Raw genomic sequence first — 26,494 nt, forward strand, 5'->3', positions numbered from 1 at the left:
GACGACAGCATGAGTCGGACAGGGCCGCAGCCGAATGTCCGGTATTAATCAATTGAAAGCTAAGATGTTGTAACCTGCAAATCTTAGATCCCGCCCCTGATTTCGGCCTTTTTATCACAACCGGATGCAGACGCCTAAGAGAAAAATGGAACAAAAGGTGCGGGGCTGATGCAGGTCAAATCTGCCAGGTGGCTTCTTTCTCATTGAAATCGCGGATAAAGTCCAGCAGTTCGGGCACGCCCAACGGCTTACTGTACAGATATCCCTGCAAATAGGTCACCCCGTGATTGCGCAGATATTCCGCCTGCGTCTCCGTCTCGACGCCTTCCGCCACGGTTTTCAGCTTCAGCTCTTCCGTGAGTTTAAGAACAGTGTCCAGCACCGGTGCGATCAGGGTTTTCTGATCAATCGACATCACGAAGCCGCGGTCAATTTTCAGATAATCCAGGGTAAACTTCTCAAGATAAATCAGCGCGCTGTGGCCGGTGCCAAAATCGTCGATGGCGATTTCGATCTTATGGCGGCGCAGCCAGTTAAATTCACGCAGCGCCCCTTCGGTATCAATCATGCCGCGTTCGGTGATTTCAAACACCACCTGAAACGCATTCTCCGGCAATGCTTCGATAAAATTCATCACATCGTCATGAAAACTGACTTTACCCATATGATGAGGAGAAATGTTGATGCTCAGTTTTCCCTTTTCGGCAAACGCATGCTGTAATTTATGCGCATCCGCCGCCACCATCGACATCATGTGCTGCGTCAGTTCGACAATCAGCCCCTGATTTTCCGCGTAGCCAATAAAGACATCCGGCGGAATACGTCCCTCGATAGGATGCTGCCAGCGCAGCAAGGCTTCCACGCCGATGACTTTCAGGTTTCTGGCGTCGATCACCGGTTGGTATTCGACAAAGAACTCTTTATTTTTCAGTCCGCGCAGAATTTCACGTTCGACATTGTGGCGGTTGAGCAGGCTGTGATAAATCAGCGCGCATACCAGCAGGCTGAGCAGCAGACCGCCGGAGAGGGTAAAAAGTACGTTATCGCGGGTCAGGGAAGGGGAGTAGAGGCGGATATTAAACGGATAACTGTCGATTTTGACTTCGGTAAAATGACTGCGCGGTAAATTTTTGACAGGCACCAGCCCGGCCTGCGAGGAAATCAGCGCGGTATCCCCCACCAGCAGGGCAAAACCCCGGTAGCCGGAACCGGGCTGCGCAAAAAGCATGTAGGGTGACAGGGTGAGTTCAAGCGTGGCAATCACACCGTCATCGGAAGCACCGGGATTACGCTGCCACACAATGATCACCGCGCGGTTAGGCACGGCGGGTGTGCCCATTTGCAGATCAATACTCATCGGTTTGTCGAAATCGATATCGTGCAGCGAGCTGTTGGCAGCAATATGCTGGTTTCCTGAGGCCGAAGAGCAAAAGACCATGCCGTTGCGCACCAGCTGAAAATCACGCACACCGATACTGAATGCCGCGTCGCGGTTTAACTCCCCGGCAATGGAATCACAGGACTCTGCCGTGAGCAGTCCGATCCGCCGCATGGTGTCGGTTAACTGATCTAAATAGTCGGAAGTAAACTTTGCGGTGCGCTGCGCAATTTCATTTTGTTCACGAAGCGTGTTGGTTTTAATGACGGTGAGAGTGACAGCGGTAAATAAAATAAAAAACAGGGCGGAGAAAAGGACACTTCTTTTCAAATAACGGCGCTTGGGTAATACGGTGTGTGTGAGCGCCGTTTTTAAACCCATATGTTTTGCCCTTTTTCTCGCCGAAGAAATAAAAGTATAACCCAGTAAAAAAAACAACAGACTCTAAATACACTTTATTACGGGCATAAAAAAACGCCATCCGAAGATGACGTTTTTTTATTCGCTTGGCACAGGACAACAAGAACTAAATCATAGGGTAACGTACTCAGCCGTTAGCCAAAACTCGTCTTGCTTCACGATAACGCGCATTCCAGTAGGATTCTTTCAGATTTGAAATCATCACACCGTTGCTGGTGGATGCATGAACAAACTGATCATTACCTAAATAAATACCGACGTGACGTCCCGTGGAACCTGCGCGGAACAGAACCAGATCGCCCGGACGCAGTTTCGTGCGCTGAACTTTCTTGCCTTTCTCTTCCTGTTCATAGGTTGAACGAGGTAAATCCATACCAAATTGTTCGCGGAATGTTACCTGAACGAAGGCTGAGCAATCGATACCACGCTTGCTGTCACCGCCTAACCGATAACGAACGCCTTTCCAGCCAGCGTACTGATCCATAATTTTGGATTTAACGTTGACGTTGCGAACCATTGCTTCGAATTCATCCTGAGAGGCTTGCAGTAGAAGGCCATCATTGCCATTTACTGCACGCATATCAGTTTGTGCGTTTTCTGTGTTCGAAGAATGTGTACCACTACACGCAGAGAGAATAATTGCTGCGCCAATCGCGGGGATCATCCGCGTGATATATCTCAGAAACGGTTGAGACTTGACCATTATTGTTGTTATCCCTTGCTGTCCTTAACGATGAAATCGTTATTAAAATTGCCAAACGAAGCGAGACTACCTGCCACTCACACGGTGGACAAACACCTCTGGGGTAAAATGTGCGTCAGAGCACGTTTTTTCCTTCAACACGGGTGTTTTTGCCACAATTGTGTGCGGGCGTTTTGGAGAGTACCGTAATGAATAGGGGATTGCGAGAGGTATTATGAGATTTTTTATAAGAAATTGTGATGTAAGGTGATGTAAGTAAACATGTTAAAAATGATGGGTGATTTTTATACTTATTTGGCTTAAAACCGCATCACAAGCGGGTTGCAGGCACATAATACAGCACAGACGCCCTGAGAAACCTCTCAAAAAAAGGCCCGGCAGATCATCAACATCTGTCGGGCCATAACTTTTCTGTATATATCTAAAAATCAGACCGGCGTCTTAGGATTTTTGGTGCCGGGTAATTTTTTCTCCAGCCAGTTAATCAGCGCATCGCTGGCGGGGGTCATCAGCCACCAGCTGGCACCGACCAGCACGACAGACATCGATCCGACCGCGATATCGGTGAACCAGTGCGCGCCAATCATCACACGCGGTAGCGAGAAGATAATGGTGATGAGCACGGCGATAGCAAACGCAGACTTGCTCAGGTAGCGCAGCATAAAGCACGAGAAAATAATCAGCATCATGCCGTGGTCACCGGGGAAGCTGTCACTGGAGGCATCTTTTGTCGGAATGCCGGTCAGTTCGCTCACGCGGTTTACGCCAGGGAAGCTCAGCGACGGGCTTTTATGGCTGACAGGCAACAAATGCCCGAGCTGGTTCAGCACCACGGCGGTGAGCAGCATCACCACGCCGATCACAATATAGCGGCGGCGCCCGGCGGTATCCTGCTTCAGGAAGTAGCTCAGATAGAGCAATCCCATCGCCAGCAGCGAAATCAGGTCAAAAGCCCGGTTATTGGTCACTGCGACGAGATGCAGGAACCAGGCGTCAGTCGCCAGATGCTGGTTAAAGAAGAAGAAAATCGATTTATCAATCGGGAACCAGAAACCATGATTCGCCGGCAGATAGAAAGATAAAAACAAGGCAACACCCAATACATTGAGTATCAGGATTGCGGGAATATTTCGGCGCCACATAAAGGAAGACCTATTCTTAGCAGGATAAGGAATAATTTATTCAGCGTTAACTTAATCCGTTTAACCTAAACGAACCTTCAACAAGGATGATTGTATTGTATTCCATTGTGCCTCATTTTGAGTAATCAGCTCAATCCGGCTGTCTGACGGCGCCACCGGTTTGGTTTCGATATGCAAATCGTTGCCCTGACGGTTAATCAGTATCGTGCCTTCTTTAATACGAATAATGCCTTTCACCCGGTCAACCGGCACCGCCCGCGCCCAGTCGAGAATGCCTGCGGTATCAAATTGCGTGTCACCATCAAATATCCAGCCACAACTGGTGTAACCGTCCGCCTGATTGAGGGCACGACGCCAGCGCTGATTCCCCGGCAGGCTCAGTGCCGCCAGCCCCTGTTTCGCCGCATGCGCATGATGATGTTTCCCTTCCGGTAAGTCGGCAAGATTCAGGCGGGGTAAATCGAGCAGGGCCGGATCAATCACGCCCTGTGAGGCTGTCACCAGACGACGCTCGCGACCTTGACGTTGATACCACTCTTCCAGTTTCTGCCTGTCCTGGGGCTGAGCCACATCCGACTTATTGGCGACAATAATGTCAGCTGCCGCCAGCTGATCGCGGAAGTTTTCGTTTTCAGTTACCCGCTGATCGCTCAGCTGACGCGCATCCACCAGGCACAGGGTAGCGTTCAGCGTCAGCCAGTTGCGGTAAACGTCGGAGGTTAACAAAGACAGGATCTGTTTCGGATGTCCGAGACCGGTGGGTTCAATCAGCAGACGGTCAGGTTTGGCCTGCTGCAGTAACATATTCAGACCAACCTGCATCGGCAAACCATTCACGCAACACATGCAACCGCCGGGAATTTCTTTCAGGACTGCGCCACTGTCGGCCAGCAATGCTCCGTCAATTCCGACTTCACCGAATTCATTGACCAGCACGGCCCATTTCTCACCTTCAGGTTTCTGAGCCAGCAGATGGCGCACCGTCGTGGTTTTGCCGCTTCCCAGAAAGCCGGTGATCAGGTTGGTTTTCGTCATGGTTGCCGATCCTTTTTGAAAAATTCACCCGCCAATGTGCAGCGACTCATTAAGAAAATCCAGCATTGTGCCGATGAATAACATGGATTGCTTATTTCTGCCCGCCGCGACGGCAAAATATTTTGCCGGAGAGCGTGAAAATTTAATTAGATGTATTAATGTTAAATTGCGGTTACGTGAAGTTTAAAATTTACAACAATGATGAGGTGTCACCATGAACAGAACAACCTGCTTACTGTTTTTGGGAGTCATGGCCTCAGGGACGATTCAGTTTGCCAATGCCGCCGCTTCAGGCGGAATAATTCATATTACGGGTTCGATTGTTGAAGCAGGATGTAACTTCAATACCGCGCGCAACAAGGTGATCAGCGACTGTGACCACGGTGGGAAACAGGTGCGGCAGGTGCATGCGCTGAGTGTGGATAATCCTTCCTCATTCTCGCTGCCGATGTCACTCGGACATGTCACCACGAAGCAGGTCAACAATAATCCTCATCTCGCCGTCATGACCGTGAGCTACAACTAAGCTCACGAAAAAGATTAACAGGACTGATAAGTTTCAGGCCGGTCACGCTAGGTGCGGCGTAACACCCGCCACAGGTGGCCGGACAACTTCACAAACTGGCTGGCCCAATTTTGATCGGGCCGTCAGTTTTCTATTCCCGTCCTTTCCCTTTCTGCCGACATGTTATAATTTCCTCTCTTATTTCAGGCATCAGAACCCGTAATCAGGTGTCGGACCAATTGCGTGCGTGTCACAGACAGGGGCAACATTATGCGACTTTATCAGGAAATTGGCGGCCATCTGCGTCGTGATATCCATGCCGGGAAATATGCCCCTGGCGATCGTCTTCCGCCGGAACGTGATATTGCCGAGTCTTACTCGGTGAGCCGCAGCGTGGTGCGTGAAGCGCTCATTATGCTGGAGCTGGAAAAAGTGGTCGAGGTGCGCAAAGGCTCCGGTGTGTATGTTCTGCATCAGCCGGAAAACAGCCAGCCGGAAGGCGCGGACAGCGGATACGGGCCATTCGAACTGTTACAGGCGCGGCAATTGCTGGAAAGTGAAGTGGCCGCCTTTGCGGCGATGCAGGCCACCAAAACCGATATTCTGCAAATGCGTGATGCGATTGATGCTCAGCGGGAATGCATTGCGCGGGGCGTATCGGACGACGCTGAGGATCAGCGGTTTCATGCCCTGCTGGCGCAGGCGTCTCAAAACAGCGTGCTGGTTAAACTGGTGGATGATTTATGGCAGATCCGTCAGCGCAGCCCGATGTGGCTGGGAATTCATCAGCATGTCGGTGATAAAAATTACAGCCAGATCTGGTTGCAGGATCACCAGACCATCTTGCAGGCCGTGCTGCGGCGGGATCCGAAAGCCGCCAAGCAGGCGATGTGGCAGCATCTGGAAAATGTGAAGGATATGCTGTTGCAGGTGTCTGACGCGGATGACCCGTCTTTTGACGGATTCCTTTTTTCATCGGTGCCTTCCGAACTGAACGACTGATTTCTCCGCTGCTGATTTTCCCCGTGATTTTCCACGCTAATAAAAAAACGGCTGCCTGTGAGCAGCCGCTTTCTATTTTCCGTATAACCTGTCGGGCTTAATTAACCGACATATTTCGCGACGGTTTTCTTCGCGCCGATCCTTTGCAGGTCCGCATAAGCATTGAGGATCGCCTGCACGACTTTTTCTTCCTGCGGCAACTGCTCGCCAAATACGCCATTCAGCGCCAGCAGGGCTTTCACGCGCGGTTCGCCATCTTCCGTTGACGCCACAATTTGCGCCACCGTGTCTGCCATCGGGTCTTTAATCTCGATAGCCTGACCGGCATCGTCGGTGCCGCCGACATAGCGCATCCAGCCAGCCACGCCCAGCGCCAGCAGTTCATACGAACCGCCATTTTTTACGTGCCAGCGGATGGAGTCGAGCATACGTTGCGGAAGTTTCTGCGTACCGTCCATGGCGATTTGCCAGGTGCGGTGTTTCAGTGCCGGATTGCTGTAACGCGCAATCAGGCTGTCGGCGTAGGCGCTGAGATCGACACCTTCAACGCTCAGCGTCGGTGCCTGTTCATGCAGCATCAGCTGGTGAGCCGCGGCTTTATAGTTGGCATCTTCCATGCAGTCGTTAATGTGCTGATAACCCGCCAGATAGCCGAGGTAGGCCAGGAAAGAGTGGCTGCCGTTCAGCATGCGCAGTTTCATCTGCTCGAAAGGCAGAACGTCAGACACCATCTGCGCACCGGCTTTTTCCCAGTCAGGACGACCGGCAACAAAATGATCTTCCACCACCCACTGGATGAAGGGTTCGCAGGCAATACCGCACGGATCTGTCACGCCACCCAGCGCCTCGGTGATTTCTTCCAGCGTATTTTCCGTCGCGGCAGGCACAATGCGGTCAACCATGGTGCTTGGGAAAGAGACATTGCCGGTGATCCATTCCGTCAGTTCGGCGGAACGGGCTTTCGCCATGCCCAGCACGGCATTTTTTACCACCAGACCATTTTCCGGAATGTTATCGCAGCATAAAACAGTAAAGCCCGGCAGACCGCGCTCATGGCGCAAACGCAGTGCTTCTACTAACACCCCCGGCGCGGTGCAAGGTGCTTGTCCGCCCGCCAGATCCTGCTGAATTTTCGGGTTCTGCAGATCCAGTTCGCCAGTGCCCGGTTCAATGCAGTAGCCTTTTTCGGTAATGGTCAGCGAGACAATCGCCACCTGCGGTTCGGTGAGTTTTTCAAGCACGGCATCCAGACCGTCAATGCCGCCGTGCACGGATTCGTGCGCCGAACCGATAATAATGGCCTGATTGCCGTCTGCGCCTTTTTCCAGCACGGTGAACAGATGGTTTTGCTCGCGCAATTGTTTGATCAACGCTTCATTGCCAAACAGGCTGATTTCGCAGATACCCCAGTCGCCGCCCTGCTGATTCAATACGCGGTTGGTCAGCAACGCCTGATGGGCGCGGTGGAAAGCGCCGAATCCCAGGTGAACAATACGGCTTTTCAGTGCATCGCGATCATAAGCAGGCAATGACACTTCTGCAGGCAGGGACGCTGTGGCAATAGTTTTCATGCAATACTCCAGGCAAGTCAGAAATTAGTAATTGGTCAGGCCAAATTGGGGCTGTTTACCCGTCAGTTGAATTTTATGCTGGATAAAGCGACGATTTAAGCCGAAATCAGGGCTTAGAGTGTAAAGTCATATGATAGAAAGGGGAATTGGTAAGTCCAGACAGCCACTCATTTTGTGATGCAGATCCACAGTCTGTGGAATTAATGGCAAAAAGCAGACAATAAAAAAGGAACGCCGGAGCGTTCCTTTCGCAGAGCAGGGCGGTCTGATTAATCCGCACGGCCCATATAACGACGTTCCGCGATATGAATGCGGATTTTATCGCCAGAGCTGAGGTATTCAGGCACCTGGATGCTCAGGCCGGTAGCCATGACCGCAGGTTTGGTTCGGGAGCTGGCGGAAGCGCCTTTGATGCCCGGTGCCGTTTCCACGATTTCCAGATCCACCGTCTGTGGCATTTCCAGCGCCAGTAACTGGCTGTCCAGTGTCAGCACCTGCATACCCTGCAAACCTTCCTCAGGGATGAACAACAGTTCGTCTTCGATCTGCGCCTTATTAAAGGTGTACGGCGTGAAGTCCTCATCATCCATAAAGATGTACTCATCGCCATCGACGTAAGAGAAGTTCACTTTACGACGGGTCAGGCTGACGGTATCGAGAATATCGTCGCCTTTGAAGCGTTCTTCCACTTTGCCGCCAGTGCGTACGTCAGCGAAACGCATTTTGTACAGGGTGCTGGCACCACGGGCGCTTGGGCTTTGAACATCGATGTCTTTTACCAGCAGCAATTTGCCGTCGTAGTTCACGACGAAGCCGCGTTTAATTTCGTTAGCACGTGCCATATAAATAACCTGTCAGCAGAGAGATAAATAATTTGCGACACGTTACCCGCGCCGCTGAATTCAGGCAAGCGGATAGCGTAAAAAGAGTCGCGAAAACCCGCTTTATGACCCATTTTTTGCGCCTGTTCTGTCCGCGTGAAAAATGTTCGGTATAGCCTGTTAAAGGATAGTAAATATTTCGCTGGTGGCGCATAACGCCGCCTGCTATTGTCGCGCCTCAAAATGAGGCCTGAGGAGGCTGTTGATGGACTGTCGTACCGATTGCGGAGCCTGTTGCATCGCGCCTTCAATTTCCAGCCCGATCCCGGGGATGCCAGACGGCAAACCGGCGAATACCCGCTGTGTTCAGCTGGCGGATAATTTCCTGTGTAAGATTTTCACCTCACCGCTGCGCCCGAAAGTGTGCGCCAGCCTGCAGGCCAGCCGCGAGATGTGTTTCACCCATCGCGACCAGGCCCTGACGTACCTGATTAAGCTGGAAGCGGATACCGCGCCTTAAACCACCGCAGCCGGAATTTCTTCCGCCGGTTTATCGACGTTTTTCACATTCCAGATACACAGCACGGAACCGACCACCATCGCCAGCGCGGCATAAAACACAGCATGATAAGTCCAGAACTGCGCAATCACACCCGCCAGCGAACCGGCAAGGATCCAGCCCGCACGCGTTGAATTGGTAAACAGCGTGGTGGCCGCACCGGCCTGACCCGGCATCAGATCCTGAAAATACAACATGCCGATCCCGGCCAGAATGCCGATGAAAATCGCGTTCAGCAGCTGTAAAGCAATCAGCATGGCCGCGCCGGTGGTAAACAGAATACAACCGTAGAAAATCACCCCTGCGACTACCGCAAACCGCATCAGGAAGCGTTTCCCCAACTGCTTCGCCAGATACCCGGCAATCAGCATGGTGGGGATTTCCAGACAAGCCGCACTGCCCATCAGCACGCCCGCCAGTTTCTCCGGCAAGCCCAACTCACGCACCACATACAACGGCATATTGATCAGATAAATACTGTTCGCCGCCCACATCAGGGAACACGCGATAAACAGCATCAGCGTATCGCGGCGGTTACGGCGGGGGGCTTCCAGCGTGGCGGTGGTCTTGATGTGCGCTTTAGGCATTGAAGGCAGGAACATCCACACCATCACCCCGCACAGCAGGAAGGCCAGGGTGGCGGCGCAATACATAAAGGTAAAGCCAAAGCCCATAGAAAGGGCGAAAGCCAGCGGCGGACCCACCACCCAGGCGAGTGACACCTGCGCACGCAAAATAGAGCTGAACATCACGGCTTCACGGCCGGTTTTTTCGGAATGCTCCCGTGCCAGCGCGAACATCTGCGGGTTCGCCGTGGAGCCAAAACTCGACAGCAACACGCCGATGAACAGCAGAATAAAGTAGTTGCGGTTGAAGGCGAAAAGCACGCACGCCAGAGCGCCGAGAATGCAGCAATACAGGATCAGCGTTTTGCGATCGCCGCGTTTATCTGACCATGTCGCCAGCAACTGACTGACGAAAATGCCAATCACGGCACTGCCGGTGAAGAAAATGCCGACCATGAACGGGCTGACATGGACCTGCGATGTCAGAAACAGGCTGAGCGTCGGGGTCTGTAAGGCGCCTGCAATACCGGTAAGAAAGGCGATGATCAGAAAAGCCGTTGACGTCATGTCGGGTAAACGGCGGGCTGACGTTGTAGAAATTCGCATTAGCTAAGTGAACCAGAGATAAGGAAGGGGACAAAATTTGCGCGAATGTTACGTCAGTTTAAAAAAAACAAAAACAGGTTTTGATCATCAAAAATGTAAACCCGAGTGAATTTGCCATACTGAATAATAAAACCGCACGTTGTGCCAAAAACAACCCACCGGAGGGTCGCTCATTCACGCCGTAAAAACCACGACGCTGACGGTCAGCTTGCGTCAGCATTTTCCGTCAGCCTGACTTCAGCATTTGCGTTAAGTTATTCGTTTCAGAAAGCGCTTAGAAAGGAAACTGTGCGTAGCATCAAAAAATTGTTACGCAAAATCAGGGAAAGCTTGCTTTAAAAACAGGCCGGATTGAGACTCCCTGAAACGTTTCAGCGTTGTCAGCTTTTCTCCTGAAATCTGACGGCGCTCCTTTTTTCTCAGTAAAGCTGAAACGATTCAATTTCAGCAGGAGAGGAGAATTATGTTCCAACTGTCACAGCAAGATATTCATCTCGGTGCGGCTGCCAGCGATAAGCAGGACGCTATTCGTCAGGTTGCAGCAGCACTGACACAGGCCGGTCGCGTCAGCGAAGGCTATGTAGACGGCATGCTGGCGCGTGAGCTGCAAACCTCTACGTACCTTGGCAACGGCATCGCCATCCCGCACGGCACCACCGATACCCGTGATCTGGTGCTCGACACCGGCGTACAGGTTTTCCAGTTCCCACAGGGTATTACCTGGGGCGAAGGCCAGACGGCGTATGTCGTTATCGGCATTGCCGCGCGCTCTGACGAACACCTTGGTTTGCTGCGTCAGCTGACGCACGTACTGAGTGACGACAGCGTGGCCGATCGTCTGGCAAAAACAGATTCAGCTGAAGAATTACGCAGCCTGCTGATGGGCGAAAAGAATGCCGCTGAATTCCTGTTTGATACCCAGCTGATCGCGGTTGACGTGGCGGCTGAAAGCCTGATCACGTTACAGGCGCTGAACGCCGGTCGCCTGAAAGAAATTGGCGCGGTCGACACGGCGTTTGTCAGCGACGTCATCAGCCGTCAGCCGCTGAATCTGGGGCAGGGCATCTGGCTCAGCGACAGCACCGAAGGCAATCTGAAAAGTGCCGCCACGGTCAGCCGTGCAAAGCAGGCCTTTGATCTGAATGGCGAAAAAGTTTCCATGCTGCTGACGATTTCCGTCGCAGATGACCAGCCGCTCGATGTGCTGAATTATCTCAGTGATTTACTGATTGCCAACAAAGCTGAACGCTTGCTGACGGCAGATTCCGTCGGTGTGCTGGCATTGCTGACCAGTGAAGTGGAAGAACAAGCCAACGTGCTGACTGCGGAATACGTTATCCGTAACGAACATGGTCTGCATGCGCGTCCGGGTACTGCGCTGGTGAACGTGATCAAACAGTTCAGCAGCGAAATTACGGTCACCAATCTGGATGGCAGCGGTAAACCGGCTAACGGCCGCAGCCTGATGAAAGTCGTGGCGCTGGGCGTCAAAAAAGGTCATCACCTGCGCTTTACTGCCAGCGGTGAAGATGCCGAACTGGCATTAAAAACCATCGGTGAAGCCATTTCTGAAGGTCTTGGGGAGGGCGCATGAGCCGCAGAGTTGCCACTATTACGTTAAACCCGGCGTACGATTTAGTCGGCTATGTGCCTGAAATCGAGCGCGGTGAAGTCAATCTGGTGCAAACCACCGGTCTGCACGCCGCAGGTAAAGGCATCAACGTGGCGAAAGTGCTGAAAGATCTCGGCATCGACGTCACCGTGGGCGGTTTCCTCGGGAAAGAAAATCAGGACGGCTTCCAGCTGTTATTCAGCGATCTGGGCATTGCTAACCGCTTCCAGGTGGTCAATGGCCGTACACGTATTAACGTCAAACTGACCGAAAAAGACGGCGAAGTCAGCGACTTCAACTTCTCCGGTTTCAACGTCACTCCTGCCGACTGGGAACGTTTCGTGACCGATTCCCTGTCATGGCTCGGTCAGTTCGACATGGTTGCCGTCAGCGGCAGTCTGCCTGCTGGCGTTGATCCTGACGCGTTCACCGACTGGATGAAACGTCTGCGTGCTCAATGCCCGTGCATCATCTTCGACAGCAGCCGTGAAGCACTGGTTGCCGGTCTGAAAGCCGCGCCGTGGCTGGTGAAACCAAACCGCCGTGAGCTGGAAATCTGGGCTGGCCGTAAATTGCCGGAACTGAGTGATGTGGTCGAAGCCGCGCACGCCTTGCGTGATCAGGGTATCGCCCACGTGGTGATTTCTCTGGGCGCTGAAGGTGCCTTGTGGGTTAACGCATCCGGTGCGTGGATCGCCAAACCGCCAGCCTGTGAAGTCGTCAGCACCGTGGGTGCCGGTGATTCCATGGTCGGTGGTCTGATCTACGGTTTGCTGATGCGCGAATCCAGTGAACATACGCTGCGACTGGCCACTGCCGTTGCCGCCCTGGCTGTCAGCCAGAGTAATGTCGGCGTCACCGATCGTCCGCAGCTCGCGGCGATGATGGCCCGTGTTGATCTGAAACCCTTTTAATCCGCAGGAGGCAGAATGAAAACGCTGCTGATGACAGACAGTTCGCTGGGACAAGCTCGCAGCCAACTGGCGAAAAAATTACTCGCTGCTGCTGCGGCGAAAGCCGGACACCAGCTGACCGAACAGATCGCTGAGGCTGATGTGGTGATCGTTGCCGGTGAAACCGTGCCAGATGACGCGGCACTGACCGGCAAAAACATGTATACCGGCGATGTGGCTGAGGCCGTTCGTGAGCCGGAAGCTTTCCTGCAACGCGCACTGGCCGAAGCCAAACCTTATGTTGCACCGGTTGCGACCGCCGTTGCTGCTCCGGCTGCCAGCGGTCCGAAACGTATCGTTGCAATCACCGCTTGCCCGACCGGTGTGGCTCACACCTTTATGGCTGCGGAAGCGATTGAAACTGAAGCGAAAAAACGTGGCTGGTGGGTCAAAGTTGAAACCCGCGGTTCTGTGGGCGCAGGCAATGCCATCACGCCGGAAGAAGTCGCAGCGGCCGATCTGGTGATCGTCGCGGCAGATATCGAAGTGGATCTGGCGAAATTTGCCGGTAAGCCGATGTACCGCACTTCTACCGGTCTGGCACTGAAAAAGACCAAACAGGAACTGGATAAAGCCCTGGTCGAAGCAGAAGTGTTTTCGCCGGCCTCTCAGGGTGCAGCGACAGGCGCGAAGAAAAAAGAAGCAGGCGGTACGGGCCCTTACCGTCACCTGCTGACCGGCGTGTCTTACATGCTGCCGATGGTGGTGGCGGGCGGTCTGTGTATCGCGCTGTCGTTTGTCTTCGGTATCAAAGCGTTTGAAGTCAAAGGCACACTGGCGGCGGCACTGATGCAAATCGGTGGCGCATCCGCCTTTGCCCTGATGGTTCCTGTGCTGGCAGGCTTTATTGCCTTCTCCATCGCTGACCGTCCGGGTCTGACCCCGGGTCTTATCGGCGGCATGCTGGCGGTGAGCACGGGCGCAGGTTTCCTCGGCGGTATCATTGCCGGTTTCCTGGCGGGTTACGTGGCGAAAGCCATCAGCGGCAAGCTGAAGTTACCGCAAAGTATGGAAGCGCTGAAACCTATCCTGATCATTCCGCTGGTGGCGAGTCTGATTACTGGTCTGGTGATGATTTATGTTGTCGGTACGCCGGTGGCGAAAATCATGGCAGGTCTGACCGCATGGCTGCAATCTCTGGGCACTGCGAATGCGGTACTGCTGGGTGCTATCCTCGGTGCGATGATGTGTACCGACATGGGCGGCCCGGTGAACAAAGCGTCTTACGCCTTTGGTGTCGCACTGCTGAGTTCTTCCGTCTATGGTCCGATGGCCGCCATCATGGCAGCCGGTATGGTGCCACCGCTGGCCATGGGTCTGGCAACGATTCTGGCGAGCAAGAAGTTCGAGCAGGGTGAACGCGAAGGCGGTAAAGCGGCGCTGGTTCTGGGTCTGTGCTTTATCTCTGAAGGGGCGATCCCGTTCGCGGCCCGTGACCCGATGCGTGTTCTGCCTTGCTGTATCGCCGGTGGCGCGCTGACAGGTGCACTGTCTATGGCGTTCCATGCGCAACTGATGGCGCCGCATGGTGGTCTGTTCGTGCTGCTGATCCCGGGTGCAATTACCCCAATCCTCGGTTATCTGGTGGCGATTATCGCCGGTACCGTGCTGGCGGGTGGTGCATACGCGATTCTGAAACGTTCAGATGCAGCGGTCGCGGCAAAAGCGGCGGCATAACGGTAAATCGTTAAAAGCCAAAAGGCGCGACATGTGAATGTCGCGCCTTTTTTATTGCGCCTCCCCCTGCGAAGGGGGAGGCGGGGAGGGGGGTTTAAGGACTCACATCCTTGCCCATGCACACTTCAGCTTTCGTTTTTGACCTTAATACCCCACCCCAACCCTCCCCTTCGCAGGGGAGGGAGCCGACCGGAATTTACGGTACAAACTACGCGGCGGCTTCGTCATTCTCCGACTTCTGCTGCGCTTTCAGCCAGGCGATTTCATCTTTCCAGATATCCGGATCCACCGTTTCGAGGATCATCGGGATGCCCTCGAAACGGGCATCTTTCATCATCCAGCTGAACACCGTGTTGCCGATATTCCCTTCGCCGAGGCTGTGGTGGCGGTCGACGCGGCTGTTGAACTCGCTTTTCGCGTCGTTGAGGTGCATACCGCGCAGGTATTTAAAGCCCACGACATCTTCAAAGTGTTGAAAGGTTTTCTCGCATTCTTCTACCGTGCGCAGATCGTAGCCCGCGGCAAAAGCGTGGCAGGTATCGATGCAGACGCCGACACGGCTTTTGTCTTCCACGCCGTCGATGATTTTCGCCAGATGCTCGAAACGAAAGCCCAGATTGCTGCCCTGACCGGCGGTGTTTTCGATCACAGCGGTCACGCCTTGGGTTTTATCCAGCGCGATGTTCAGGGATTCAGAAATCCGCTCAAGGCATTTATCTTCTTCGATTTGCATCAGGTGGCTGCCCGGATGGAAATTCAGCAGCGACAGGCCAAGCTGTTCACAACGTTGCAGCTCATCGAGAAACGCCTCGCGGGATTTCTCCAGCGCCTCAGTCACCGGGTGCCCGAGGTTAATCAGATAGCTGTCATGCGGCAAAATCTGGTTGCTCTTGTAACCGTATTTTTCACAGGCCGCTTTGAATTTTTCGATGACATCTTCCGGCAAGGCTGCCGCTTTCCACTGCCGCTGATTCTTGGTGAAAAGCGCAAAAGCCGTGGCTTCCAGTTCGTGTGCCCTCAGAACCGCCTGATCGACACCCCCGGCTGCACTCACGTGTGCTCCCACAAACTTCATTTTTGCTCCTCAGTTATTCATCGCGTTTATGGACGAATGATAGCGCCTCCGGGCAGGAGGCGCAGCACCGAAGTGTTAAAAGTCGCAACATCAGCCAAAAAGACGCTGAACCAGCTGGTTGATACCGGCACCGCCGACAATCAGCCAGATGAACAGCACAGCCGCCAGCAGCATGGGTTTCAGACCTGCCTGACGCAATGCGCTCATGTGAGTGGTCAGACCGAGAGCCGCCATCGCCATCGCCAGCAACACGGTATCGAGCGTGATCAGCGCCGGGATCCAGCTGTGCGGCAGAATATCCAGCGAGTTAAATGCCGCCACCAGAATAAACAGCAGGGCAAACCACGGAATGGTGATGTTGCGCATGCCTGCATTCTGACCACCTTGCTGCACCACTTTGCGAGATTTCCAGCCAGAGAGCAGCAGCAGGAACGGTGCCAGCATCATCACGCGGATCATTTTGGCGATCACCGCTGCATTTTCTGCATCCGGGCTGACACCCTGACCCGCCGCGACGACCTGCGCCACTTCATGCACCGTTGAACCGGTATAGATGCCGAACTGGGCAGCGGTTACGCTCAGCCAGTGGTATTGCGCATTCAGATGCCACAGCCACGGATACAGGAAGATTGCCGCTGTACCGAAGATAACCACGGTCGCCACCGCGACAGTGACCTTCTCGGCTTTGGCTTCCAGCACGGGTTCTGTCGCCATGACCGCCGCCGCGCCGCAAATGCTGCTGCCCGCGCCGATCAGCATGGACGTGTCGCGGTCGAGCTTAAACACCCGCTGACCGAGCCAGCAGGCGAGGGTGAAGGTGGAACACAGCATCAGGGCGTCGATCAGAATACCGGTGGCACCGACATCGGCGATTTGCGCGAACGTCAGCCGCAAGCCGTAAAGAATAATCCCCAGACGCAGCAGCCGCTGTTTCGCCAGTGTCACGCCTTCCTCACACCAGGGTTTTGCCGCCGGATACAGGGTGTTGCCGATCACCATACCGATGACAATCGCCATCGTCAGCGCGCTGAGACCCAGATGGTTCAGCGCCGGAATGTCGCTCAGCCAGACCGCCAGCGCGGTGATCACGCCGGTCAGTGCCAGGCCGGGTAACACGCGGCGCAAAGCTGACAGAAGTGAAGCATCGTGTTTATCCGTCGTCTTTCTCTCTTCGCGTTTAAGCGCAAATGTATTCATCGTCCGTTCCTCGTTCAGGAGTGATGACATAAGGCTACGCCGCGCTTATATAAAAATGAAATTGATTATTACTTTATAACCTATCGATAAAACTGGTATAAAACAGCCATTCAAAAGAGGCCTGCAAGGCGAGGGTCTATACTAAAAAGAACGGGCGTGCAGTCAGGCGCAGGAGAATAGCGGGACATTTATGCACATAACATTGCGACAACTTGAAGTTTTCGCCGAAGTGCTGAAAAGCGGTTCGACCACGCAGGCATCGGTTGTGCTCTCCTTATCACAATCGGCAGTCAGTGCGGCGCTGGCCGATATCGAAGGTCAACTGGGCGTGCAGTTATTTGACCGTGTCGGTAAGCGGCTGGTCATTAATGAACACGGGCGTTTGTTGTATCCGAAGGCGCTGGCCTTGCTTGAACAGGCCGGTGAAATCGAGCGTCTGTTCAATCACGATAACGGTTCGCTGCGCATCGGTGCCAGCAGCACGATCGGCAACTATATGTTACCGGCGATGATCGCCGATTACCGGCTGGATTATCCGGCGACACCGCTGGAGCTGAACGTCGGTAACACCAATGACGTCATTAACGCGGTGGCGGATTTTCGTGTTGACCTCGGTTTGATCGAAGGCCCCTGTCAGGTTCCGGAACTGATCACCCAGCCCTGGCTGGATGACGAACTGGTGGTGTTTGTCGCGCCGGAAAATCCGCTGGCGGGCAAAGTGGCATCGCTCGAATCGCTGGCGCGGGAACCCTGGATCCTGCGTGAGCGCGGCTCCGGTACGCGCGAGGTGTTGGATCATCTGCTGTTACCGCAGTTGCCGGATTTTAATCTGGTCATGGAACTGGGGAATTCCGAAGCGATCAAGCACGCGGTACGTCATGGCATCGGCATCAGCTGTCTGTCGCGTCGGGTCATTGCCGAACAACTGAGCAGCGGTTCACTGGTGGAAATTCCGTTGCCGGTGACCCCGCTGGTGCGCAAACTTTATCTGATCCATCACCGCCAGAAACATATCTCCGGTGCATTATCACGGTTTCTTACGTATTGCCGTGAAACCCGATAATGGTCTTTCACTAATGATCGGCGGCCTGTTATGAAGGTGTCTTATAACAGGTCGTTCCTGCTATTCAGAGCGGCAGGTTTTGCTACAATCCGCGCTTAAATTTCCACATGACGAGCGGATATAGGGTAAAAATGGCTCAACAACCTACAAAAAATACGCAGGTGGCTCCCACACTGCGTCGCGAGCTGAAGGCACGTCACTTAACGATGATCGCCATCGGCGGTTCAATTGGTACGGGTTTATTTGTCGCCTCCGGCGCGACGGTTTCTCAGGCAGGCCCGGGTGGGGCGCTGCTCTCCTACGCATTAATCGGCATCATGGTGTACTTCCTGATGACCAGTCTCGGTGAGCTGGCGGCGTTCATGCCGGTCTCCGGTTCATTCTCTACCTACGGCTCACGCTATGTTGAAGAAGGCTTCGGTTTCGCACTGGGCTGGAACTACTGGTACAACTGGGCCGTCACCATCGCGGTTGACCTGGTGGCCTCGCAACTGGTGATGAACTACTGGTTCCCGGACACGCCGGGCTGGATCTGGAGCGCCTTGTTCCTCGGTCTGATCTTCCTGCTCAACTACATTTCCGTGCGCGGTTTTGGCGAAGCGGAATACTGGTTCTCGCTGATCAAAGTCGTGACGGTCATCATCTTTATCGCCGTCGGCGTCCTGATGATCACCGGCATTATGCGCGGTGCGGAAACAGCGGGCTGGCACAACTGGACCATCGGTGATGCGCCGTTTGCGGGTGGTTTTGCCTCGATGATTGGGGTGGCGATGATTGTCGGCTTCTCCTTCCAGGGCACTGAACTGATCGGTGTCGCGGCGGGCGAATCGGAAAATCCGGGTAAAAATATTCCGCGCGCCGTGCGTCAGGTTTTCTGGCGTATCCTGCTGTTCTATATTCTGGCGATTCTGGTGATCAGCCTGATCATCCCTTATACCGATCCAAGCCTGTTGCGTAATGAAGTGGGCGATATCTCCGTCAGCCCGTTCACGCTGGTGTTCCGCAATGCCGGTCTGCTGTCAGCTGCGGCGGTAATGAATGCGGTGATCCTGACGGCGGTATTGTCTGCCGGTAACTCCGGGATGTACGCCTCAACCCGTATGCTGTTTACGCTGGCAAGTGAAGGCAAAGCGCCGCGCATGTTCGCCAAACTGTCGAAAGGCGGTGTGCCGCGTAACGCACTGTACGCCACCACCATCGTGGCTGCGCTGTGCTTCCTGAGTTCAATGTTTGGTAATCAGACCGTGTACCTGTGGCTGCTGAACACCTCGGGCATGACCGGTTTTATCGCCTGGCTGGGCATTGCTGTCAGTCATTACCGCTTCCGTCGCGGTTACGTCTCTCAGGGACGTGATCTGAAGAAACTGCCTTATCTGTCTGGCTTCTTCCCGTTCGGTCCGGTCTTTGCCTTTGTGCTGTGTCTGATCATCACGCTGGGTCAGAACTATCAGGCCTTCCTGAAAGACACCATTGACTGGGGCGGCGTGGCAGCGACTTACATCGGCCTGCCTCTGTTCCTGATCATCTGGTTCGGCTACAAGCTGAGCAAAGGCACCAAAGTGGTGAAATACAGCGAAATGGAATTCCCGGAACACGTTGATAAATAAGTGACGGAACGTCCTTGCTGCTGATAAGCGGAGCCACGGCTCCGCTTTTTTTATGTCCGGGATCCACGGTGGGGAGACACCACGTCATGTTTTGTTACCCCGCCGTTTAATCTGAACGCCTGATAGGTTTTGCAAAACACATTGATAATTATTATCATTTCTTTCCTTCCTACGGGAACCGCAGAGCACGTCTCCCGCCGTAAGTTCTTAACTTAATGAGATTGAAGCGAAAATGAGTGCAACTATCGAACCCGCTCTGGCGGTGAAAGGCAATGCCGAACACAGCGTGATGGGGCGATATCAGAATATTGTGCGCCGCCGTCTGTTGATCATGCTGGTACTGGTTCTGGCGATTGTCGTCTCACTGGTGATTGATTTTGTGATGGGGCCTTCGGGGTTGTCACTGGGCACGCTGTGGAAAACGCTGTTTGACGCCGCGTCGGCAGATCCGGGTACGCGGGTCATTGTCTGGGATATCCGCCTGCCGTACGCGCTGATGGCGGTGGCGGTCGGGATGTCGCTGGGTCTGGCGGGCGCTGAAATGCAAACCATCCTGAACAACCCGCTGGCCAGTCCGTTTACTCTCGGTGTCTCCTCGGCGGCGGCGTTTGGTGCCGCGCTGGCGATCGTGCTCGGTATCGGTATTCCGGGCATTCCCGACCAGTGGTTTATCTCCGCCAACGCCTTTATTTTTGCGCTGTTAGCGGCACTGATGCTCGACGGCATTACCCGCTGGACGCGCGTCGCCAGTTCCGGCGTGGTGCTGTTTGGTATCGCGCTGGTCTTTACGTTCAACGCACTGGTTTCGCTGATGCAATTCATCGCCACCGAAGACACCTTACAGGGGCTGGTCTTCTGGACGATGGGCAGTCTGGCGCGGGCGTCGTGGGTAAAACTCGGCGTGATGGTGCTGGCCTTCCTGATTTTGCTGCCGTGGTCGATGATGAGCGCGTGGAAACTCACCGCGCTGCGTCTGGGTGAAGATCGCGCCGTCAGCTTTGGTATTGATGTCCGTCGTCTGCGCCTCGGCACCTTACTGCGTATCAGTATTCTTTCCGCGCTGGCGGTGGCGTTTGTCGGGCCGATTGGCTTTATCGGTCTGGTCGCGCCGCACATCGCCCGCCTGATGTTTGGTGAGGATCACCGTTTCTATCTGCCTGCCAGTGCGCTGATTGGCGCGCTGGTGTTATCCATGGCGTCGGTGGCGTCGAAAAATCTGGTGCCGGGCGTCATTATTCCTGTCGGTATCGTGACCTCGCTGGTCGGCGTGCCGTTCTTCCTGAGTATTATTCTTCGTCACCGGGGGAACGTCTGATGTCAGCTATGCCGGAAATACAGCCTGAGGATCTCCTGAACGCCGCCACTCAGGGGCTGCAAATTCGTGATTTCAATGCCGGTTACCCGAAGCGTCATGTGATCCGCCATCTCAATGTGCCGATGCTGCCGCGCGGAAAAATTACCGTTCTGCTCGGGCCAAACGGCAGCGGGAAATCGACGTTACTGCGTTCGCTTGCCGGTCTTAATCGTGCGGAAGGGCAGTTACTGCTCGACGGCCACGACTTAATGCCGATGCCGTTTGCCCGCCGTGCGGAGCAGGTCGTTTACCTGCCGCAAACTCTGCCAGCGGGTGTCCATCTGCATGTGCTGGAATCCATTATCGTGGCGCAGCGCGCGTCCGGTGGGAAAGGCAAACAGGCGGAGGGCACTGATAAAGTGATGGCGCTGCTGCGTCAGTTGGGAATCGAACATCTGGCGCTAAGTTATCTCGATCAGCTTTCCGGCGGGCAGAAACAGCTGGTGGGTCTGGCGCAATCGCTGATCCGCCAGCCTTCGCTGTTACTGCTCGACGAACCGCTCAGTGCGCTGGATCTCAACTATCAGTTCCACGTCATGGATCTGGTGCGCAAGGAAACGCAGAAACGCCATATCGTGACCGTGGTTGTTGTGCATGACATCAACATCGCCCTGCGTCATGGCGATCGGGTGCTGATGCTCAAGGACGGTAATCTGATCGCCGATGGCGCGCCGGAAGACGTGATCACCCCCGACAGTCTGGCGCGGGTTTACGGCGTACGCGGAAGGATTGAGCGCTGCTCGCAGGGGACACCGCAGATACTGATTGACGGGCTAGTGGGGGATCCGGAGATGTAACGTTATGTCCTGACAAAAGGCAGACATTACTCAGGCGTTCACCGATCCGCTCCCTCCCCTGCGAAGGGGAGGGCCGGGGTGGGGTATTAACGCAAACACATTGGGTGACGTTTCCGCTCAGGCCATTGATCTACAGTCTAAAACCCCCTCCCAACCTCCCCCTTCGCAGGGGGAGGAGCAAACCGCAACGGGCTTACTTCCCGTTCCACGCCTTCAGATTCTGATCCCGCGCAGACAATTTCTGCTCAGGCGTCAGCTTGTTGTAATCCTTCGCCAGACCGCTCTCCCAGTCGCCGTATAACGGGTTCGGCAGCACGATATATTGGGTGCCAAAGTGCTGATGATTCTGGTTCACAAACGCACGGCGCTGCTCGTTGCCCTGATGATAGGTCGCGGCACCAAAGTCATTCAGGTTGTCACCGATGTAAATCACCACGTGATAACCGGCGGCTTTAATGGAATCAAAACGCGCCTGTTTATTCGAGGTGTCTGAACTCAGCAGCATGGTTTTTTCATTGGCACCGGTGAAGCCCAGACGGTTCATGTTGTCGAGGGTAGCGGCGTATTCACTGGTTTTACGGTTAGACACGTAGAACATGGTGCCGCCGTGGGAATTGACATAGTTAGCGAACTCAACAGCGCCGGGAATGGCCGTGGCCTGACGTGCAGCGGTCCATTGCGACCAGGTTTTGCTGTCAAACGGCTGATTGGCTTTGACCTGCCAGGCGCTGTAGGCACTGTTATCCAGCATGGTTTCATCCAGATCCACCACCACCGCTTTCTTCTGACCTGCCAGCGGCTGCGCCTGATCGTAAGCCATCTTCGCTGTATTAAACGCCTGATACGCCAGCGCCTGATATTCACCAGATTGCTGGAACCAGTTCAGCGCCATCACCGACTGATCATTGAGTTTCTGCTGGGCATCAGGTTTTTGCTGCGCACAGCCGCTGAGGGCCAGCATGATTAAGGCACTGGTGGTGCAAAGTGTCATTTTATTCATTGGTCATCCCTATGCTTGTTAAGAAAGATTCGCATTTATGAAAATCGTTAAAACTGTAGCAGATTCAGCGGGATGTGAAACAAGAAATAACGGGTTACGCGAGATGTCGCGGAAAATCATAAAAATAAAAAAGGCCGGAGGGTGAGTCCGGCCGAAGAAAATCAAGACAGAGAATAATAATGAGGTGGTAAAGCGCCTGTTTTAATAACGGATTGTCAGAACTGATAAACCAGGCCGACAGCCGTCACGTCGTCGTTATTCAGACCGAGTTTGTTGTCGTCGTCCAGCTGGTTGATTTTATAATCAACATAGGCAGACATATTTTTGTTGAAATAATAGGTCGCGCCGACGTCGATATATTTAACCAGGTCAACATCACCGATGCCTTCAATATCTTTGCCTTTGGTCTGCACATAACCCAGAGAAGGACGAAGACCAAAGTCAAATTGATATTGTGCGACCGCTTCCACGGTCTGTGTTTTATTTGCAAAACCGCTGCCTGCTGGCGCGCTGGCAATACCTGCCGGCACAGTAATGGCGATCATATTACGGGTTTCCGCATACATCGCGGCTAAATATACCCCGTTGTCATCATATTTCAGGCCGCCGGTCCAGGCGTCTGCTTTATCGCCTTTGCCGTACGCGGAGGTGCTCTGGCCGATAGTGCGGTCAGAGGACGCGTAGGCGCCACCGATGCTCACGCCGGTATCGCCGAGTGCGTAAGTGGTGGAAAGGGCGTAACCGTCGCCGTTCGCGGTGCTGTTGCCGCGACCATCATTTTCGTTTTTACCCTGATACTGAACGGCCACATTCAGGCCATCAACCAGACCGAAGAAGCCACGGTTACGGTAGGTGGCCACGCCGTTGGTACGGCCCGTCATGAAGCGGTCTGCCTTGGTGTAGCCGTCGCCGCCGAACTCAGGGAACATATCGGTCCAGGCTTCGACGTCATACAGTGCGCCGTAGTTACGACCGTAGTCGAAAGAGCCGTACTGACCGAATTTCAGACCGGCAAAGCCCAGACGGGTTTTGGTGCCGGTGGTGCTGGCTGTCTTGCTGTCGGATTCAGCATGGTTAGCCATGATGTTGTATTCCCACTGGCCGTAACCGGTGATCAGGTCGTTAATTTGCGTCTGACCTTTAAAACCGAAACGCACATAACTCTGGTCGCCGTCGTTGCTGTCAGAATCAGAGAAATAATGCAGACCTTTTACTTTACCGTACAGGTCAAGTTTATTGCCGTCTTTATTATAAATTTCCGCTGCGTGTGCGCCTGATGCCATCAATAAACCAGGAATTAAAAGTGCCAGAATGTTACGTTTCATCAATTTTTACCCTGCATTCTTTTATTAAAAGCTTTTCATAAAAGCTTTATATGAAGTCTTGTGAAAAGACGCTGTTCATCATTGTTTGCTGTGCATTCCGTATGGACTCGGATTTTTCTCAGCGAGAGTTTTTTACCGTATATTTGTGATCAATTTATGACAGGCAGAAATGAACTTTTTCTTTTTTTACACGTCCTCCGTTTTTTCTGCACAATTTTCATTCAGGCAAAAAGCCCGGAATTAAGATTTCGGGCTGCGCCCGATGCCGGTCTGTGTGACAATAGCGGCCACATTCCGGTCACGACCTTCAACCAAAAAGAGATGCATGGCGCTTTCCCCCGCAGTTAAAAATCAGATAAGCCAGTGGTACAAAGCCCTGCAACAGCAAATCCCGGACTTCATTTCCCGCGCTCCGCAACGTCAGATGATTGCCGAGGTGGCGAAAGCGTTCTCGGGGGATTCCGCACGGCATCTGGCCATCGAGGCGCCCACCGGCGTCGGGAAAACGCTGTCTTATCTCATTCCTGGCATTGCCGTCAGTCGCGAAGAAGAAAAGCCGCTGATCGTCAGCACCGCCAACGTGGCGTTGCAGGATCAGATTTACAGCAAAGATTTACCGCTGCTGAAAAAAATCATTCCCGATCTGAAATTCACCGGCGCGTTCGGGCGTGGCCGTTATGTCTGCCCGCGTAATCTGGCGGCGATGAGTAATGAAAATGCACAGGGCGATCTCGGGTTATTTCTCGGCGATGAACTGGCGCCCTCGAGCGGTGAAGAACAAAAGTTCTGTAAAACGCTGGAAACCGCGCTTTCCCGTTACGAATGGGACGGACTGCGCGATCACTATCAGAAAACGATCGACGATCCGCTGTGGATCAAAATCAGCACTGACAAAGCCAACTGCCTCAGCCGCAACTGTCACTATTTCCGCGAATGCCCGTATTTCGTGGCGCGCAAAGAGATTGAAAGCGCCGACGTGGTGGTGACCAACCACGCGCTGGTGATGGCCGCGCTGGAATCCGAATCGGTACTTCCGCCCGCGAAAGACTTGCTGCTGGTGCTCGACGAAGGCCATCATCTGCCGGAAGTGGCGCGCGATGCGCTGGAAGTCGATGCGGAAATTACCGCTGTGTGGAATCACCTGCAACTCGACAATTTTGTGCGTCAGATTGAGCAATGTCTGGCGCTGTTTACCCCGAAAAATCCGCCGCCGCTGACCAATGCTGAACGTCTGCACAATCATTGCGCTGAAATGCGCGAATTGCTGCTGCTGGTCGAGCAATCCGTCAGCCAGTATCTGCCGCCTGCGGAACCGGAAGCCGAATACCGTTTCGAACTGGGCGCCTTGCCGCCGGAACTGACTGAACAATGCAGCCGCCTGTTCAAGCTGACCGACGGCCTGCGCAGTCTGGCGGAATATATGGTGAATGATCTCAGCGAAAAGACCGGCAAACACGACATTATGCGGCTGCACCGCGCCATTTTGCACATGAGCCGGATGCAGGGTTATCTCGAAACCATGAGCAAACTGTGGCGGCTGGCGGCGCTGGATAAAGCCTCGAACGCGCCGATCGGTAAATGGGTGACGCGTTCCTATTTCGATAACCAGACGCATCTGGTGTTTCACTGCGCCGGGATCCGCGTCAGTGAGCAGCTGGAAAAAATGCTCTGGCGTAAAGTGCCGCATGTGGTGATCACTTCCGCCACGCTGCGGTCGCTGAACAGTTTCTCGCGGTTGCAGGAAATGAGCGGGCTGACGGAAAAAGCCGGTGACCGTTTCGTCAGTCTGGATTCGCCGTTTAATCACGTCGAACAGGGCAAACTGGTCATTCCGCAAATGATCCACGAACCGCTGATGGCTAACGAAGCGGCACATATTCAGGAAATGGCGGATTTTTTCCGCACCGAACTGGCGAAAGGCGGACACACTGGGCAACTGGTGCTGTTTGCCAGCAACCGCGCGCTACAGCAGTTTGTGTCCCTGCTGCCGGACCTGCGGCTGATGCTGCTGGTGCAGGGCGATCAGCCTCGCTACCGGCTGGTAGAAGAGCACCGCAAGCGGGTGGCGGCGGGCACGACCAGCGTGCTGGTGGGGCTGCAATCGTTCGCCGAGGGGTTAGATCTGAAAGGCGAACTGCTGACGCAGGTGCATATTCATAAGATCGCGTTCCCCCCTATCGACAGTCCGGTTATTCTGACGGAAGGCGAATGGCTGAAAACACTGAAACGTTATCCGTTTGAAGTGCAGAGTTTGCCGAGTGCGTCATTCAATCTGATCCAGCAGGTCGGGCGGCTGATCCGCAGCCATGAATGCACCGGCGAAATCGTCATTTACGATAAACGTCTGCTGACAAAAAACTATGGCGCACGCCTGCTGGCGGCGTTGCCGGTGTTCCCGATTGAGCAGCGTGAAATGCCCGCGCCCGGTTCGGTGAAACGCCCCGATATTCTTAACACCGCGAAGAAAGATCCGGTTCGTCGCCGTGCACGCAGACGATGACTTTTTTCGGACAGACAAGGTAAGGC

23 protein-coding genes are annotated in these 26,494 nt (G+C 54.0%); 11 read left to right on the top strand and 12 right to left on the bottom strand.

Translation table 11 applies throughout. The annotated features are described in order from the left end of the window. Nucleotides 1-175: 175 nt before the first annotated feature. From EYY67_RS04965 to EYY67_RS04980, 4 genes are all read right to left on the bottom strand, one after another. On the bottom strand, nucleotides 176-1,708 hold the full coding sequence (locus tag EYY67_RS04965) for a cyclic di-GMP phosphodiesterase (protein WP_242675571.1): 1,533 nt from the start codon (nucleotides 1,706-1,708) through the stop codon (nucleotides 176-178). Nucleotides 1,709-1,925: 217 nt separating this feature from the next. Continuing rightward, nucleotides 1,926-2,501 carry a bifunctional murein DD-endopeptidase/murein LD-carboxypeptidase gene (mepS, locus tag EYY67_RS04970; protein WP_095922787.1) on the bottom strand — a complete coding sequence of 192 codons (576 nt, stop codon included), beginning with the start codon at nucleotides 2,499-2,501 and terminating at the stop codon, nucleotides 1,926-1,928. A gap of 428 nt (nucleotides 2,502-2,929) precedes the next feature. After that, complete coding sequence (locus tag EYY67_RS04975; protein ID WP_095922786.1) at nucleotides 2,930-3,643, bottom strand: phosphatase PAP2 family protein; 714 nt, start codon at nucleotides 3,641-3,643, stop codon at nucleotides 2,930-2,932. 60 nt (nucleotides 3,644-3,703) lie between these two features. Beyond that, on the bottom strand, nucleotides 3,704-4,678 hold the full coding sequence (locus EYY67_RS04980) for a CobW family GTP-binding protein (protein WP_119822546.1): 975 nt from the start codon (nucleotides 4,676-4,678) through the stop codon (nucleotides 3,704-3,706). 214 nt (nucleotides 4,679-4,892) lie between these two features. On the opposite strand from EYY67_RS04980, the gene EYY67_RS04985 reads away from it, so the two are divergent. Then, nucleotides 4,893-5,204: a hypothetical protein gene (locus EYY67_RS04985; RefSeq protein ID WP_119822545.1), complete on the top strand. Its 312-nt coding sequence runs from the start codon at nucleotides 4,893-4,895 to the stop codon at nucleotides 5,202-5,204. A 249-nt stretch (nucleotides 5,205-5,453) separates the two neighbouring features. Then, nucleotides 5,454-6,185, top strand: coding sequence for an FCD domain-containing protein (locus EYY67_RS04990; RefSeq protein ID WP_119822544.1), 732 nt, complete (start codon nucleotides 5,454-5,456; stop codon nucleotides 6,183-6,185). A 101-nt stretch (nucleotides 6,186-6,286) separates the two neighbouring features. Here EYY67_RS04990 and EYY67_RS04995 read toward each other — a convergent pair whose 3' ends face one another. Beyond that, nucleotides 6,287-7,756, bottom strand: a complete 1,470-nt coding sequence (locus EYY67_RS04995; protein ID WP_095922782.1) for a mannitol dehydrogenase family protein — start codon at nucleotides 7,754-7,756, stop codon at nucleotides 6,287-6,289. A gap of 269 nt (nucleotides 7,757-8,025) precedes the next feature. Further along, complete coding sequence (gene yeiP / locus EYY67_RS05000) at nucleotides 8,026-8,598, bottom strand: elongation factor P-like protein YeiP (protein WP_095922781.1); 573 nt, start codon at nucleotides 8,596-8,598, stop codon at nucleotides 8,026-8,028. A 244-nt stretch (nucleotides 8,599-8,842) separates the two neighbouring features. Between yeiP and EYY67_RS05005 the strand changes: the two genes are divergently transcribed. Continuing rightward, a complete protein-coding gene (locus EYY67_RS05005) occupies nucleotides 8,843-9,097 on the top strand; it encodes a YkgJ family cysteine cluster protein (protein WP_095922780.1) in 255 nt (84 codons plus the stop codon). On the opposite strand, the gene EYY67_RS05010 is transcribed toward EYY67_RS05005, so the two are convergent. Then, nucleotides 9,094-10,308 (bottom strand): sugar efflux transporter, encoded by a 1,215-nt coding sequence (locus EYY67_RS05010; RefSeq protein ID WP_095922779.1) that lies wholly within the window; start codon nucleotides 10,306-10,308, stop codon nucleotides 9,094-9,096. The genes EYY67_RS05005 and EYY67_RS05010 overlap by 4 nt on opposite strands. Nucleotides 10,309-10,366: 58 nt before the next feature. Continuing rightward, complete coding sequence (locus tag EYY67_RS24455; RefSeq protein WP_165497943.1) at nucleotides 10,367-10,528, bottom strand: hypothetical protein; 162 nt, start codon at nucleotides 10,526-10,528, stop codon at nucleotides 10,367-10,369. A gap of 243 nt (nucleotides 10,529-10,771) precedes the next feature. Between EYY67_RS24455 and fruB the strand changes: the two genes are divergently transcribed. The 3 genes from fruB to fruA are packed head-to-tail and all read left to right on the top strand — an operon-like array spanning nucleotide 10,772 to nucleotide 14,550. Beyond that, the gene (gene fruB / locus EYY67_RS05015) at nucleotides 10,772-11,902 is read left to right on the top strand and encodes a fused PTS fructose transporter subunit IIA/HPr protein (protein ID WP_131692972.1); all 1,131 of its coding nucleotides are present in this window, start codon (nucleotides 10,772-10,774) and stop codon (nucleotides 11,900-11,902) included. Further along, nucleotides 11,899-12,834 (top strand): 1-phosphofructokinase, encoded by a 936-nt coding sequence (fruK, locus tag EYY67_RS05020; RefSeq protein WP_056778537.1) that lies wholly within the window; start codon nucleotides 11,899-11,901, stop codon nucleotides 12,832-12,834. Before fruB ends, fruK begins: the two co-directional genes overlap by 4 nt. Before the next feature lie 15 nt (nucleotides 12,835-12,849). After that, nucleotides 12,850-14,550 (top strand): PTS fructose transporter subunit IIBC, encoded by a 1,701-nt coding sequence (gene fruA, locus EYY67_RS05025; RefSeq protein WP_119822542.1) that lies wholly within the window; start codon nucleotides 12,850-12,852, stop codon nucleotides 14,548-14,550. Between the two features lie 208 nt (nucleotides 14,551-14,758). Here fruA and nfo read toward each other — a convergent pair whose 3' ends face one another. Both nfo and EYY67_RS05035 read right to left on the bottom strand, forming a co-directional pair. Then, nucleotides 14,759-15,625, bottom strand: coding sequence for a deoxyribonuclease IV (nfo, locus tag EYY67_RS05030; protein WP_119822541.1), 867 nt, complete (start codon nucleotides 15,623-15,625; stop codon nucleotides 14,759-14,761). Between the two features lie 90 nt (nucleotides 15,626-15,715). Next, complete coding sequence (locus EYY67_RS05035; protein WP_131692973.1) at nucleotides 15,716-16,822, bottom strand: YeiH family protein; 1,107 nt, start codon at nucleotides 16,820-16,822, stop codon at nucleotides 15,716-15,718. Nucleotides 16,823-17,012: 190 nt separating this feature from the next. Here EYY67_RS05035 and yieE point away from each other — a divergent pair, with 190 nt between their 5' ends. The 4 genes from yieE (at nucleotide 17,013) to EYY67_RS05055 (ending at nucleotide 21,643) form a co-directional block, all read left to right on the top strand. After that, nucleotides 17,013-17,885: a DNA-binding transcriptional regulator YeiE gene (gene yieE, locus EYY67_RS05040; protein WP_131692974.1), complete on the top strand. Its 873-nt coding sequence runs from the start codon at nucleotides 17,013-17,015 to the stop codon at nucleotides 17,883-17,885. Between the two features lie 131 nt (nucleotides 17,886-18,016). Beyond that, nucleotides 18,017-19,492, top strand: coding sequence for an amino acid permease (locus EYY67_RS05045; protein ID WP_119822539.1), 1,476 nt, complete (start codon nucleotides 18,017-18,019; stop codon nucleotides 19,490-19,492). 232 nt (nucleotides 19,493-19,724) lie between these two features. Continuing rightward, on the top strand, nucleotides 19,725-20,807 hold the full coding sequence (locus tag EYY67_RS05050; protein ID WP_131692975.1) for a FecCD family ABC transporter permease: 1,083 nt from the start codon (nucleotides 19,725-19,727) through the stop codon (nucleotides 20,805-20,807). Further along, nucleotides 20,807-21,643, top strand: a complete 837-nt coding sequence (locus tag EYY67_RS05055) for an ABC transporter ATP-binding protein (protein ID WP_119822538.1) — start codon at nucleotides 20,807-20,809, stop codon at nucleotides 21,641-21,643. Before EYY67_RS05050 ends, EYY67_RS05055 begins: the two co-directional genes overlap by 1 nt. A 193-nt stretch (nucleotides 21,644-21,836) precedes the next feature. On the opposite strand, the gene EYY67_RS05060 is transcribed toward EYY67_RS05055, so the two are convergent. Both EYY67_RS05060 and ompC read right to left on the bottom strand, forming a co-directional pair. Beyond that, a complete protein-coding gene (locus EYY67_RS05060; protein WP_119822537.1) occupies nucleotides 21,837-22,643 on the bottom strand; it encodes a 5'-nucleotidase, lipoprotein e(P4) family in 807 nt (268 codons plus the stop codon). Between the two features lie 215 nt (nucleotides 22,644-22,858). Further along, on the bottom strand, nucleotides 22,859-23,968 hold the full coding sequence (ompC, locus tag EYY67_RS05065; RefSeq protein ID WP_095922769.1) for a porin OmpC: 1,110 nt from the start codon (nucleotides 23,966-23,968) through the stop codon (nucleotides 22,859-22,861). Nucleotides 23,969-24,293: 325 nt separating this feature from the next. On the opposite strand from ompC, the gene dinG reads away from it, so the two are divergent. Further along, nucleotides 24,294-26,468 carry an ATP-dependent DNA helicase DinG gene (gene dinG, locus EYY67_RS05070; protein ID WP_131692976.1) on the top strand — a complete coding sequence of 725 codons (2,175 nt, stop codon included), beginning with the start codon at nucleotides 24,294-24,296 and terminating at the stop codon, nucleotides 26,466-26,468. Nucleotides 26,469-26,494 lie beyond the last annotated feature (26 nt).

Origin of the sequence: Rahnella victoriana (assembly GCF_004330295.1) — a bacterium.
GTDB classification, from domain to species: Bacteria; Pseudomonadota; Gammaproteobacteria; order Enterobacterales; family Enterobacteriaceae; genus Rahnella; species Rahnella victoriana.